Below are 12,963 nucleotides of genomic sequence, written 5' to 3' on the forward strand. Positions count from 1 at the left end.
ACTGCGAAAGAAGGGGGAAGCTCAGACCAGGGACCCGTAGAGCCCGGGGCGGCGGTCGTGCAGATACGGGTTCGCCTCGCGGGAGGCGGCGAGGGAGACGGGGTCGGCGTCCGCGAACACCAGCTCCTCGCCGCGTCCGGCGCGGGTGCGGGCGACCCCGTCGGGACCGGCGAGGGTGGAGAGCCCGACGAACTCGAACTCCCCTTCCTGGCCGACCCTGTTGACGTACGCGACGTACATCTGGTTCTCGAAGGCGCGCACCGGGATCACCGACTCGGCGACGAACTGGAAGGGGTGCATCTGCGCGGTCGGCACGACCAGGAGGTCGGTGCCGGCGAGGGCGTGGGCGCGGACGTTCTCCGGGAACTCGACGTCGTAGCAGATCATGAGGCCGACGGTCAGTCCGCCGAGCTCGGCCTGGACGACCGGCTGCTCCCCCGGTGTGAAGTGGTCCCGCTCGAAGCAGCCGAAGAGATGGGTCTTGCGGTAGTTGGCCCGGCGGTCGCCCGTGGCGGAGATCAGCTGGGCGGAGTTGAAGACCGCGTCCCCGGAGCGCTCCGGATAGCCGTACGCGATGGCGAGAAAGTGCCTCGCCGCGATCTCCGCGACCGCGTCCGCGCTGTCCCCGTCGGCCGGCTCCGCGAGGCGGGCGATGTCGTCGCCGATCGCGTACCCGGTCAGGAACATCTCCGGCGCGGCCAGCAGCCCGGCGCCCGCGGCGGCGGCACGGCCCGCGGCCTCGTCGAGGACCTTGAGGTTCTCGACGACCGAGCCGGGGCGACCGGAGCTCTGGAGCAGGGCGGTACGCATGCGTGTCCTCACCGGGGCGAAAGGGTGGATGTGGGGGCCACCTAGACGGTACGGCGGGCTGACCAAGGCGGACAAGAAGGAGCCGTTGCGTGCCGGTAAGCGGTTTGTTGCGTCCGTGCCGGGCGGAGCGGTGATTCGTTGCGCGCCTCCTGTCCACCTGGAGGCGTACGCGGTGCGGGACCGAGGACCTGGGCCCGAAGGACCTGCCGAAGTGCGTCACCTCCGCCCCCTTCAAGAAGGTCAAAAAAGGGGCGGAGGACTTCACGGTCGTGCCGTGGCTGCCCGGCTTCTGGCCAGCACCAGCGCCGTCACCAGGTACGGCACCGCCAGCACCGCGAAGACCGTGCTGTGGGCCGCGGTCGTGCCCAGCAGCGCGTACGCGCCGAACGTGGCGACCGTGACCAGCTCCGTGCCCAGGCTCGCGACCGAGGTGAGGGTGGCCCGGCGGGACTCGTCGATACGGTGCTGGAGGCGGACGTCGGCGAGCACCTCGGCCAGCTGGAACCCGCCGAAGGCGAGGCCGACGAGCGCGATGCCGGCCGGGGTCCCGGACGAGGCACCGACGGCCAGGGCGAGCGCGGAGCCCGCCAGCAGCCACGCCGTCCCGGTGGTGCTCAGGCGTTCGGCCGGTCCGGTCAGCAGGCTCGCCGCCGTGACGAGCGTCCACACGAGCAGGATCAGGTAGGGCACCGTCGTCTCCGCCACACCGGTGTCGCGGGCCAGCAGGGGCGTGTACTCGTCGAGCGCGCCCCACACCGCGGCGACGGCCGGGACCAGCAGCAGGGCTCCACGTACGGAACGGTCCTTTCGGACCACGGCAAGTCCGGTCCGCAGGGTCGTCCACCAGCCGTCGCCCCCGGTCTCCGGCCGCGTCCGGTGCTCCGGCAGCCGGGTCGCCACCGCGGCGGCCAGCAGACAGGCCAGCACACTGCCCGCGCCCACCATCGGGTAGCCGCCCAGCGCGAACACCGGCCCGGCGAGACCGATCGCCGCCATGGTGGCCACCAGCCGCGCCGCGCGTACCCGTCCCATCACGCGCGCGTACCGGTCGGCGGCGCCGAGCCGGTCCAACTCGTCGTAGGCCAGCGCCTCGAAGGAACCGGAGCAGAGTGCGCCGCCGACGCCCCACAGCACGAACCCGAGCGCGAAGGCCCAGTACGCGGGGACGATCACCCAGAGGGCGAAGCCGACCGCGTTGAACAACGGGCCGATCCACAGCAGCAGCCGTCGGGAGACCGCGTCGGCCAGGGCGCCGGAGGGGACCTCCAGCACGACCGCGGTGATCGACCACAGGGCGAACAGGGAGGAGATCTGCCACAGCGACATCCCGGTGTCGGCGAAGAGCAGCGCGTACACCGGGTAGAGCAGGACGAAGTCGTCGAGGAACGCGTAGCCGTACAGCGTGGTCGTCAGCCGGCGGATGCCGGTCGTGGACACACGTGTGGGTGAGAGTGTCATGAGGCCTTCCCGGAAGGGCGATTCGGACGTCGTGGGTACGGCGTCCGAGGCGGCCCTCGGGAGGCACGGCTGGTGGATCAATGTCGCCAGGTCATGACACCGATGCTAGACAGTCCCGGCCCCGCTGCCCAGCGAAAATGTGGTGATCACCGCCGCGTGGTCGGACGGCCAGTCGTTGTCCGCGACGTCCGGCCAGGTCCGGGGGGTGCCGCTGACGTACGTCCGGGAGTCGAGCACCCGCAGCCCTCGGTGCAGAACGAAGTCGATCCGGTCCTGCGGCTCCGGCGCGGCCTGGACCGGCGACCAGGTGTGACCGGGCTCCGCCACGGGGTCGGGGTGGGCCTGACGGTAGGAGTCGACGAAGCCCGCTTCCTCGGCCGCCTTCGTGACCGGCCACTCGATGTCCGGCCAGTCCAGGTGCGAGGGAGTGTTGAAGTCACCGACGAGCGCGACGGGCACGGTCTCGTCGATCCTGCCCAGCGCATCTCTCAGCTGGGCGAGCCGCACCCCCTCGTGGGCGGCCGACGGCACATAGGGCCCGTACGACTCGTAGTCCAGGTGGACCGTCCATACGTCCGCCTCGGCGCCCTCGGCGACACGGACCCGGACACCCGCCGCGCCGTAGAAGCCCACCTCCGGGTCCCCGAAGGTGTCCGTGATCGGGTGGCGGCTGATGACGCCGAGGTTCACTCCGGCCCGGTGGTGGTACCAGCCGAGGGCCTCGGCGAGCTCCTGCGCGGCGGTGCCGTACGTCTCCTGGAGACCGACCACGTCCACCTCGGTCTCGGCGATGACCTTGAGCTGTTTGGCCCGGTGGTCATGGACCTCGGTGCCGCCGTACCAGAGGTTCCAGGTCATGACGCGGAGCCGGTACGGCAGCAGGGAGCGGAGCCTGTCGACGGTGACCCCCTCCAGGCCGGCCAGGACGGTACGGCCCGGCGCGGCCTCGATCGGCGCGAGGGAGGGCACGGCGAGCACCGCGCACCCGGCGGCCTCGGCGGAGGCGACCCCGGTCTCCGTGTCCTCGACGGCCACGCAGGCGGCGGGGTCGACGCCCAGGGCCCGGCAGGCGGCGAGGTAGGGATCGGGGGCCGGCTTGGTGCGGGGTGTGTCGTCGGCGGTCACGGAGACGGCGAAGCGTTCGGCCCCGAGCGCTTCGAGCACCGTGTCGGCGACCGCCCTCGGGGACGCGGTCACCAGGGCCGTGGGCACTCCCTCGCGGGCCAGGGCACCCAGCAGGTCGAGCGCACCGGGGCGGGGCACGATGCCGGTGCGGACGCGGTCGGCGAACTCCTGGTGGAGTGCGTCGGCCAGGTCGCCGGCCGGGGTGCCCGTGGCCGCGGACAGCCAAGCGGCGGTGTCCTCGACCGCGCGGCCGAGCACCTCCGGCTGGTCCGCCTCGGTCAGGGTCCGGCCGGCCACCTGTTCCACCGTCCCCCACCACAGCCGCTCGGTGTCGACGAGCGTGCCGTCCATGTCGAACAGGACGGCCTGGAGCGGGAGTCGGCTCACGGCGCGCTCCGCTCGGCGACGAGCACCGGCCGCTCCGGCAAGGCCACGCTCACCGTGGCCCCCGCCCCGAGCCCGGCCGCCTCGTGGGCGGGCAGGTCGGCCTTCACGTCGGTGCCGTCGGCGAGCCGGACGGTGACACGGACGGCGGCGCCCAGGAAGGAGGTGGCGACGACGCTCGCCTTCCCCTCGTCGTCGGCCCGCACGCGTACGGCCTCGGGCCGCACCAGCACGTCCACCTCGGCCGCAGAGGGCACCGGGCCGTCCACGGGCAGCCGCTGCCCGAGCACATCGACGGACCCGTCGGCCAGCCGTCCCGGTATCCGGCTCATCGTCCCGACGAACTCCGCGACGAAGGCGGTGGCCGGACGGCCGTACAACTCGGCCGGGGCCGCGCACTGTTCGAGCCGCCCGGCGTGCATCACCGCGACCCGGTCCGCCATCGACAGGGCCTCCTCCTGGTCGTGGGTCACGAAGAGCGTGGTGATCCCGAGCTCCTGCTGGAGCCGCCGGATCTCCTCGCGCAGGCTGAGCCGCACCTTGGCGTCGAGCGCCGACAGCGGCTCGTCGAGGAGCAGCACCCGCGGCCGCAGGGCGAGTGCACGGGCCAGGGCGACGCGCTGCTGCTGACCGCCGGAGAGCTCGTGCGGGAAGCGCCCGCCCTTGTCGGCGAGGCCGACCAGCTCCAGCAACTCGACGGCACGCGCCCGTCGTTCGGCCGTGCGCACCTTCCGCATCCGCAGTCCGAAGGCCACGTTGTCGATCGCGTCGAGATGCGGGAAGAGGCTGTACGACTGGAAGACCATCCCGGCGTCACGGCGGTGGGCCGGCACCCGGGTGACGTCCTCGCCGTCCACCAGCACCTCGCCGGAGTCGGGGTGTTCGAAGCCCGCGAGCATGCGCAGCGCGGTGGTCTTGCCGCAGCCGGACGGGCCGAGCAGGGCGAGGAGCTCACCGGGCCGGACGGTCAGGTCGAGTCCGTCGAGGGCGACGGTCGGACCGAACTCCCTGCGCAGGCCCCGGAATTCGACGGTGGCCGCTTTCTCGAGCGTCTTCATGGTCATCCCCGGGAAGTAGTACGGGCGCGTCCGCCGAAGCCGGCCAGGACGAGGAGCAGCACCCACGTCACGAGCAGGCTGAGCACGGACACGGCGACGGAGAGCTGGGCCTGCGAGCCGCTGACGTTCACGATCCACACGGCGAAGGGCTGGAAGCCGAGCAGCTGGGCGACCGTGAACTCACCGAGCACCAACGCCAGCGTGAGGAAGGAGGAGTTGAGGAGAGCGCCCCGCAGATTGGGCAGTACGGCCCGGACCAGCGCCTGCGGCCAGCTCGCCCCGCAGCTGCGGGCGGCCTCGACGAGGGTGCGGACGTCGACCGCGCGCAGTCCGGCGTCCAGGGCGCGATGCACGAACGGCAGGGCCATCACGACGTACGCCAGGACGAGGATGACGGGGAAGTCGGGGTTCTGGATCGCCACGAACGTCTGGAACAGCGGGGTGCGGGAGAGGTGTTCGGGCCCCCACTTCAGGACCGTGATGATGCCGGCGACAAGTGCGATCGGCGGTACCACCAAGGGCAGTTGACACACCACCTCGACGACCGGCCGCAGCCGGGGCGACCCCAGCCGCAGCGCCACCGTCGCGGGCACCATCAGGAGCAGCACGACGACGATCGTCGCGAGGGCCAGTTCCAGCGAGAGCAGCAGGCTGCTGACGAAGCCGCCGGTGGAGAAGATCTGGGTGTAAGCGTCGAAGGTGAGGCCCTGCCCGGGCACGTCGACCGTGAAGACGATCGACGCGGCGAGCGGCACCAGGAAGTACAGCCCGGCGAGGCCGTAGACGCCCCACCGCCACAGGTTCAGGCGAGCCATCGCGCGCTCCGTCGTTGCAGGGGCAGGTACACGGCCATGACCAGGCCCGCGATGAGGACCATGTCGAGGCTGAGGGCGAGCGCCACGTTCTCCTGGCCCACGAGCACGTTGCCGGAGAGCGCGTCGGCGATCTGCAGGGTGATCAGCGGGATGGAGCTGCCCACGATCGCGGCGGCGGTGGCGTACGCGGCGAAGGCGGTGCCGAAGAGCAGCACGAGCCCGCCGAGCAGTGAGGGCGCGAGGACGGGCAGGGCGACATGGCGCCAGTACTGCGTGGTCGTCGCCCCGTTGTTCTGCGCGGCCTCGCGCCACTGGACGCGCAGCCCCTCCAGGGCCGGGGTGATGGTGAGGACCATCAGCGGGATCAGGAAGTACAGGTAGACGATCACCAGTCCCCAGAAGCTGTAGAGGTCCCAGCCCTTGTCCGTGAGGCCCAGGTGCCGGGTCAGCACCCCGGCGTTGCCGAGGGTGGCGACGAAGGCGAAGGCCAGCGGGACGCCGCCGAAGTTGGCGAGGACGCCGGAGGCGGTGAGGACGGCCTCGCGGAGCGCCCGGTGCCGGGATGTCACCACGGCCTGGGCGAGCGGCAGCCCGAACAGGGCGGCCAGCACGGCCGACACCGCGGACAGTTTGACGCTGCCGAGGAGAGCGGTGAGGTAGGCGCCCTGCAACGAGGCGGTCAGGTTGGCCGTGCCGAACCCGCCGGTGGTCTTCACCGTGAACGCCCCGTCCAGGATGGCCCAGGCCGGCAGCCCGAAGGCCACCGCGGTGAAGGCGAGCAGCGGGACGACGGCGAGCCAGCCGAGGGACCGGCGCCGCCGCTTCACCGCGACGGTCGGCGCCGAGTCCACTCGTACGGCGGTGGCCGTCATCCGGAGACGGCCTTCGCCCAGCCCTGTCCGAGCACCGTCTTGGCCTTGTTCTGCTGGGCCTCGGTCGGGAAGCTCGGCGTGCCGGAGACCTCGGGCAGCTTGGCCGCGGCGGTCTTGTCGAGGGTGCCGGCCTTCTCCATGGCGGTCATCAGGGCCGGGCGGGCGTACCCCTTGAGCCACAGGTTCTGGCCCTCGGCGCTGTAGAGGTACTCCTGCCACAGGCGGGCGGTCGCCGGGTGCGGGGCGTCCTTGTTGATCGCCTGGGAGTAGTACTGCGAGAACTTGCCGTCGCCGGGGACCGACACCGTCCAGTCGACGCCCTTGGACTTGAACTCCTCGGCGTACCCGGCGTTCAGGTAGTCCCAGTCGATGCTGATGGGCGTCTCGCCCTTCTCGACGGTGGCCGGCGTCGACTCGACGGGCGTGTAGTTGCCGTTGCTCTTGAGCTTCTTGAAGAAGTCGAGGCCGGGCTGGATGTCGTCGAAGGAACCGCCGCTCGCGAGCGAGGCCGCCCAGACGCCGCCGAAGGCCGAACCGGACTTGGTGGGGTTGCCGTTGAGGGCGACCTGGCCCTTGTACTGGGGCTTGAGGAGATCGGCGAAGGTGGTGGGGCAGGTCTTGACGCGCTTGGCGTCGCAGCCGATGGAGATGTAGCCGCCGTAGTCGTTGTACCAGCGTGCCTGTGTGTCCTTCTGCTCGCCGGGGATGTCGGCGAAGGACGCCACCTTGTACGGCGCGAGCAGCCCCTGCTCGGCCGCGCTGATGGCGAAGGAGCTGCCGAGGTCGAGCACGTCGGGGGCCCGGTCCTGCCCCTTGCGCGAGGTGACGGCGTTGATCTCGTCCTGGCTGGCGCCGTCGGGGTTCTCGACGGCGACCTTGATGCCGTACTTCTTCTCGAAGCCGTCGATGAGGGCGCCGTAGTTGGCCCAGTCGCGGGGCAGCGCGATGGCGTTGAGCTTGCCCTCCTTCTTGGCCGCCTTCACCAGGGCGTCGAGTCCGCCGAAGTCGGCGGCGGAGGTGGCGGTGGCGGCGTTCTTGCCGTCGGCGGTGGTCGAGGAGTTCTCGGGGGCGGCGCCACAGGCGCTCAGGGCGAGGGCGGCGAGGACGCCGAGGGCGGCGGTTCTCGGCAGGGACACGGTCACGGCTTCTCCAGGGGACGCGCGAGGGTGCAGGAGTCGAACGGAGAGGAGGAGAGAAGGAGCGAGAGAACTTGTGTCAGATAACTTGTCTGAACAAGTTGGCCTCAGTAAGGCTGCTGCCGGTATCGATTCCGTAAACACTGGCGAAACAGTGACCCCTGTGTTCCCTGACGATCACGCGCCCCTCGGATCCCTGCCGGATGTCGTCTAGGCTGGTCACGCTGTGCACAGCAGTCGACTCGGAGGGGAAGCATGCCGGCGCGACACGAGGAGATCGCCGACGCACTGCGCCGGGCGATCGACCGCGAGGAGTACACAGTCGGCAGTCGACTCCCCGCCGAGACGGACCTCGCGGCCCAGTACGACGTCTCGCGCGGCACGGTCCGCCAGGCGGTCGCCGCGCTGACCGCCGAGGGCCTCATCGGCTCCCGCCAGGGCGCCCGCCGCGTGGTCCTGGCCAGCCGTCGCAGCCAGAGCTTCGCCGAGTTGCGCAGCTTCGCGCAGTGGGCGCGGGCGATGGGCCGCGAGGCGACGGGGCGGGTGGTCGCCCAGGAGTACCGTCCGGCGACCCAGGAGGACGCGATACGTCTCCAACTACGCGCCGGCACGCAGGTGTTGCACGTCCTGCGGGTGCGCGGCCTGGACGGCGAACCGGTGTTGCTGGAGCGGACCGTGTACGCGGACTGGATCTCCCCCGCCGTCGAGCCCATCGAGCCGGACTGTCCGTCGGTGACCCAACGCCTGTACGACGACAGGGGGTTGGTCTTCGCGTACGGCGAGCACGTCATCGACGCGGTCGCGGCGGGCGCGCAGGATGCGGAGCTGCTGCTCGTGCGCCGTACCAGTCCGTTGTTGCGCGTGCGCCGGGTGACGACGACCCGCGAAGGGCGCCCGGTGGAGTGGTCGGACGACCGCTACCGCTCGGACGCGGTGAGCTTCAGCGTGCACAACTCGATGGACAACAACGCGCTGGCCCGCAAGACCGCGGAGTAGAGCTCGGGGGCAGGGGCCATTGCCGGGTGCGGGCCGTCTTCGGCTGGTCGCGCAGTTCCCCGCGCCCCTTGAGGTGGGACCAGGTGACGTGCTCTTAGGGGCGCGGGGAACTGCGCGAACGGCCACGACGCACCCGCACCCGCACCACGACCGCACCACCCCTCACCCGGGCGCCCCCGAAGAAAACCTCCGCAGCAGCGGCGACAGCACCAGCACGGACTTGGTGCGCTCCACGAACGGCTCCCCCGCGATCCGCTCCAGGACCCGCTCGAAGTGCCGCATGTCGGAGGCGAAGACCTGGACGACCGCGTCCGCGTCCCCGGTGACGGTGGACGCGGCGACGACCTCCTGGTAGCGCTCCAGGCCCCGCCGGATGGTGTCCGGCGAGGTGTTGTGCCGGCAGTAGATCTCGACGAACCCCTCGGTCTCCCAGCCGAGGGCCGACGGGTCGACCCGTACCGTGAAGCCGGTGATGGCTCCGGTGGCGCGGAGCCGGTCCACGCGCCGTTTCACGGCGGGCGCGGAGAGGCCGACGATCTGCCCGATGTCCGCGTAGGAGCGGCGGGCGTCCTCGGCGAGGGCGTGGACGATGCGTTCGTCGAGATCGTTGAGCACGGGGGTGGATCAGCTCTCAGGTGTTGCGAGTCGGGAGCGGCGATAGCCGTATACGAAGTAGAACACGAGCCCGACGGCCATCCAGACTCCGAAGACCACCCAGGTGACGGACGACAGGCTGCCCATCATCCAGAGGCAGAACCCGAGCCCCAGCGCGGGCAGCACCGGCGACAGCGGCACCCGGAAGGTACGCGGCATGTCCGGACGGCTCCGGCGCAGCACCACGACGGCGATGTTGACCAGCGCGAAGGCGAAGAGCGTGCCGATGCTGGTGGCGTCGGCGAGCTGGCCCAGCGGGATCGCGGCGGCGAGGACACCGCAGAACAGGGACACGATGACCGTGTTGACACGGGGCGCGCCGGTCTTGGGGTGCACGCGCGAGAACACCTTCGGCACGAGCCCGTCCCGGGACATCGCGAAGAGGATGCGCGTCTGGCCGTAGAGCACGGTCAGCACGACGCTCGCGATGGCGATGACGGCACAGCCGGCCAGCAGCGTCCCCCAGAAGGTCTGTCCGGTCACCTCGCGCATGATCTGGGCCAGTGCCGCCTCCGAGTCCCCGAACCGCTGCCAGGGCTTCGCACCGACGGCGACGGCCGCGACGAGGACGTACAGGGCCGTCACGATGACCAGCGACAGCATGATCGCGCGCGGCAGGTCACGCTGCGCGTTCTTGGCCTCCTCACCGGCGGTGGAGGCGGCGTCGAAGCCGATGTACGAGAAGAACAGCGTCGCCCCGGCCGCGCTCACGCCCGCCATGCCGAGCGGCATGAAGTGCTCGTAGTTGCCGGAGCGGAAGCCCTGGACGCCGATGGCGCAGAACAGCACCAGCGCGGCGATCTTCACGACGACCATGACGGTGTTGGCCCGCGCGGACTCCTTCGCTCCGCCGAGCAGGAAGGCCATGGCCAGGAGTACGACGATCAGCGCCGGCAGGTTGAAGATTCCGCCGTCGCCGGGCGGGGCGGACAGGGCGTCCGGGATGGTGACACCGATGGTCCCGTCGAGCAGCTCGTTGAGGTACTCGCCCCAGCCGACGGCGACGGCCGCGACCGAGACGCCGTACTCCAGGATCAGACACCATCCGCAGACCCAGGCGACCAGCTCGCCCATCGTCGCGTACGCATACGAGTACGAGGACCCGGCGACCGGGATCGTGCCCGCGAGCTCGGCGTAGGACAGGGCCGAGAACAGTGCCGTCAGACCCGCGATCACGAAGGACAGGGTGACGGCCGGACCGGCCTTGGGCACGGCCTCGCCGAGGACGACGAAGATGCCGGTGCCGAGCGTGGCACCGATGCTGATCATGGTCAGCTGCCAGAGCCCGAGGGAGCGCCGAAGACTGCCGCCCTCGCCCTGCCCTCCCTCGGCGACCAGGCGTTCCACCGGCTTGCGCCGCACAAGACGCGCACCGACTCCCGGGGACCGTGATGTGCGCTGTTGCGGGGGTGCGCCTTGGTCGAGCACGCGCTGACTCCTTCGTCATGGCAATCGAGTACAGCGCAGCACCCTATGAGTCAGGGCATCACGGTCGTAATGCAGCAACCTTGCGCGTATCCGCAAGATCGTTGCGTTCATCGCAAGGGGGCGGATGTTCGTTGCGCATGCCTGGATCAGCGCTCCACCTGCAGTTCTTTGGTGAGGAATGTGCACGCGTCCACGCACTCCCGGGTCGTGCCGTCGTGCTCCTCGTACGAGTACCGGTCGAGGTAGTGCGCCACCGGCCGGTACCCGAGCCGGGCGTACAGGGCGGCGGCGCGCAGATTGTCGCGCCCGACACCGATACCGACGGCTGCCAGCCCCCGCTGCCCCGCCAGCACCTCGGCGGCCTGGATCAACGCCGTACCGATCCCTCGCGAGCGCAGCTCCGTCGGCCAGACGGCGAGCCCGCCGATCTCCGGGCACTCCAGAGCGACCTCGGGCGCCGCACAGCCGATCCAGCGCATCTCCGTGTGCCCCACAGGCCGCCCGTCCAGCCACGCGACGAGATACGTGCACTCCCCCGCCTCCTGACGCGCGAACCTCCGGGCGTGGAAGGACGTGGCTCCGGGTGAGCCCATGTAACGGTCGAGCAGTGCCACATCGGCGGCCCGGCAGACGGTGATCTCCATGCACCCGACGGTAGGGCGCGGGAACGCGAACGGCCCCCGATTTTCCACGGAGGCCGTGCACGGGCGACTCAGCTCCAGCTGGCGTGCAGCGGCTGGCCCTCCGCGTAGCCGGCCGCGCTCTGGATGCCCACGACCGCCTTCTCGGCGAACTCCTCCAGGGAGCCCGCACCGGCGTAGGTGCAGGAGGAGCGGACGCCCGCGATGATCGAGTCGATCAGGTCCTCGACGCCGGGACGGGACGGGTCGAGGAACATGCGGGAGGTGGAGATGCCCTCCTCGAACAGCGCCTTGCGGGCCCGGTCGTACGACGACTCGTCGGACGTACGGTTGGCCACGGCCCGCGCGGACGCCATGCCGAACGACTCCTTGTAGAGCCGCCCGTTGGCGTCCTGCTGAAGGTCGCCCGGGGACTCGTACGTGCCCGCGAACCACGAGCCGACCATCACGTTGGACGCACCGGCCGCCAGTGCCATGGCGACGTCACGCGGGTGCCGGACACCGCCGTCGGCCCACACGTGCTTGCCGTACTTCTTCGCCTCGGCGGCGCACTCCAGCACGGCCGAGAACTGCGGCCGGCCCACCCCGGTCATCATGCGGGTGGTGCACATGGCGCCGGGGCCCACACCGACCTTGATGATGTCGGCACCGGCCTCGATCAGATCCCGCACACCCTCGGCGGCCACGATGTTGCCGGCGACGATCGGCACCTGCGGGTCGAGGGCCCGCACGACCTTGATCGCGCTGATCATCGACTCCTGGTGGCCGTGCGCCGTGTCGATGACGAGCGTGTCCACGCCCGCGTCGAGCAGCTGCTTGGCCTTGCCCGCGACATCGCCGTTGATACCGACGGCGGCGGCGATGCGCAGCTTGCCCTGAGCGTCGACGGCCGGCGCGTACAGCGTCGCCCGCAGCGCGCCCTTGCGGGTGAGGATGCCGGCGAGACGGCCGTCCTTGTCCACGGCGGGGGCATAGCGGCGGTTGGCCGCGTCCAGACGGTTGAAGGCCTCGCGCGGGTCGATGTCCGCGTCGATGAGCAGCAGGTCCTTGGACATGACGACCTCGAGCTGCGTGAAGCGGTCGACGCCGGTCAGGTCCTGGTCGGTGACGACACCGACGGGCCGGCCCTCCTCGTCGACGACCACACCGGCGTTGTGCGCCCGCTTGGGCAGCAGGGCCAGCGCGTCGGCGACGGTCTGGTGTGGGGCCAGCACGATCGGGGTGTCCAGGACGTGGTGGCGGCTCTTCACCCAGGAGACGACCTCGGTGACGACCTCGATCGGGATGTCCTGCGGAATGACCACCAGGCCACCGCGCCGGGCCATCGTCTCGGCCATACGGCGCCCGGCGATGGCGGTCATGTTGGCGACGACCAGCGGGATCGTGGTGCCCGTGCCGTCGGGGGCGCTGAGGTCCACACCCTGACGCGAGCCGACCGCGCTGCGGCTCGGGACCATGAAGACGTCGTCGTACGTCAGGTCGTACGCGGGCTGGATGCCATTGAGGAAACGCACGTGCTGCACATCCCAGTCGATCAGAGGTGGCCCCCGGACAGGACAGCCAGGGGGAAGAGCACGTACTTCATT

The 12,963-nt window shown here is 70.9% G+C and carries 12 protein-coding genes; 1 reads left to right on the forward strand and 11 read right to left on the reverse strand.

Annotation, left to right across the window (positions count from 1 at the left end):
* Positions 1-21: 21 nt before the first annotated feature.
* The 7 genes from OHU89_RS10540 to OHU89_RS10570 form a co-directional block, all read right to left on the reverse strand.
* On the reverse strand, positions 22-810 hold the full coding sequence (locus tag OHU89_RS10540) for a carbon-nitrogen hydrolase family protein (RefSeq protein WP_405641926.1): 789 nt from the start codon (positions 808-810) through the stop codon (positions 22-24).
* 261 nt (positions 811-1,071) lie between these two features.
* Positions 1,072-2,268, reverse strand: coding sequence for an MFS transporter (locus OHU89_RS10545; protein WP_405641928.1), 1,197 nt, complete (start codon positions 2,266-2,268; stop codon positions 1,072-1,074).
* A 105-nt stretch (positions 2,269-2,373) separates the two neighbouring features.
* A complete protein-coding gene (locus OHU89_RS10550; RefSeq protein WP_405641930.1) occupies positions 2,374-3,780 on the reverse strand; it encodes an HAD-IA family hydrolase in 1,407 nt (468 codons plus the stop codon).
* Positions 3,777-4,835: an ABC transporter ATP-binding protein gene (locus OHU89_RS10555; protein WP_405641931.1), complete on the reverse strand. Its 1,059-nt coding sequence runs from the start codon at positions 4,833-4,835 to the stop codon at positions 3,777-3,779. Before OHU89_RS10555 ends, OHU89_RS10550 begins: the two co-directional genes overlap by 4 nt.
* 2 nt (positions 4,836-4,837) lie before the next feature.
* Positions 4,838-5,650: an ABC transporter permease gene (locus tag OHU89_RS10560; protein WP_266895087.1), complete on the reverse strand. Its 813-nt coding sequence runs from the start codon at positions 5,648-5,650 to the stop codon at positions 4,838-4,840.
* Positions 5,638-6,522 (reverse strand): ABC transporter permease subunit, encoded by an 885-nt coding sequence (locus OHU89_RS10565; RefSeq protein WP_046260031.1) that lies wholly within the window; start codon positions 6,520-6,522, stop codon positions 5,638-5,640. The genes OHU89_RS10560 and OHU89_RS10565 overlap by 13 nt, the downstream gene beginning before the upstream one ends.
* A complete protein-coding gene (locus OHU89_RS10570) occupies positions 6,519-7,664 on the reverse strand; it encodes an ABC transporter substrate-binding protein (protein ID WP_405641933.1) in 1,146 nt (381 codons plus the stop codon). The genes OHU89_RS10565 and OHU89_RS10570 overlap by 4 nt, the downstream gene beginning before the upstream one ends.
* Before the next feature lie 249 nt (positions 7,665-7,913).
* On the opposite strand from OHU89_RS10570, the gene OHU89_RS10575 reads away from it, so the two are divergent.
* Complete coding sequence (locus tag OHU89_RS10575; protein WP_351689629.1) at positions 7,914-8,654, forward strand: GntR family transcriptional regulator; 741 nt, start codon at positions 7,914-7,916, stop codon at positions 8,652-8,654.
* A 162-nt stretch (positions 8,655-8,816) separates the two neighbouring features.
* On the opposite strand, the gene OHU89_RS10580 is transcribed toward OHU89_RS10575, so the two are convergent.
* The 4 genes from OHU89_RS10580 to OHU89_RS10595 all read right to left on the reverse strand — a co-directional run bounded on the left by OHU89_RS10580 (position 8,817) and on the right by OHU89_RS10595 (position 12,891).
* Positions 8,817-9,269: an Lrp/AsnC family transcriptional regulator gene (locus OHU89_RS10580; RefSeq protein ID WP_046260034.1), complete on the reverse strand. Its 453-nt coding sequence runs from the start codon at positions 9,267-9,269 to the stop codon at positions 8,817-8,819.
* Positions 9,270-9,278: 9 nt separating this feature from the next.
* Positions 9,279-10,736 (reverse strand): amino acid permease, encoded by a 1,458-nt coding sequence (locus OHU89_RS10585; RefSeq protein ID WP_405641935.1) that lies wholly within the window; start codon positions 10,734-10,736, stop codon positions 9,279-9,281.
* 146 nt (positions 10,737-10,882) lie between these two features.
* On the reverse strand, positions 10,883-11,380 hold the full coding sequence (locus OHU89_RS10590; RefSeq protein WP_405641936.1) for a GNAT family N-acetyltransferase: 498 nt from the start codon (positions 11,378-11,380) through the stop codon (positions 10,883-10,885).
* Positions 11,381-11,448: 68 nt separating this feature from the next.
* Positions 11,449-12,891, reverse strand: a complete 1,443-nt coding sequence (locus OHU89_RS10595; RefSeq protein WP_405641937.1) for a GuaB1 family IMP dehydrogenase-related protein — start codon at positions 12,889-12,891, stop codon at positions 11,449-11,451.
* Positions 12,892-12,963: the final 72 nt, after the last annotated feature.

Origin of the sequence: Streptomyces sp. NBC_00019, assembly GCF_045041015.1 — a bacterium.
Taxonomy (GTDB): domain Bacteria; phylum Actinomycetota; class Actinomycetes; order Streptomycetales; family Streptomycetaceae; genus Streptomyces.

Bases quoted from the DNA above. Each gene is read 5' to 3' on its own strand.
- OHU89_RS10540 (WP_405641926.1), bottom strand. From the start codon at position 810: ATGCGTACCGCCCTGCTCCAGAGCTCCGGTCGCCCCGGCTCGGTCGTC.
- OHU89_RS10590 (WP_405641936.1), bottom strand. From the start codon at position 11,380: ATGGAGATCACCGTCTGCCGGGCCGCCGATGTGGCACTGCTCGACCGT.
- OHU89_RS10560 (WP_266895087.1), bottom strand. From the start codon at position 5,650: ATGGCTCGCCTGAACCTGTGGCGGTGGGGCGTCTACGGCCTCGCCGGG.
- OHU89_RS10555 (WP_405641931.1), bottom strand. From the start codon at position 4,835: ATGAAGACGCTCGAGAAAGCGGCCACCGTCGAATTCCGGGGCCTGCGC.
- OHU89_RS10575 (WP_351689629.1), top strand. From the start codon at position 7,914: ATGCCGGCGCGACACGAGGAGATCGCCGACGCACTGCGCCGGGCGATC.
- OHU89_RS10545 (WP_405641928.1), bottom strand. From the start codon at position 2,268: ATGACACTCTCACCCACACGTGTGTCCACGACCGGCATCCGCCGGCTG.
- OHU89_RS10565 (WP_046260031.1), bottom strand. From the start codon at position 6,522: ATGACGGCCACCGCCGTACGAGTGGACTCGGCGCCGACCGTCGCGGTG.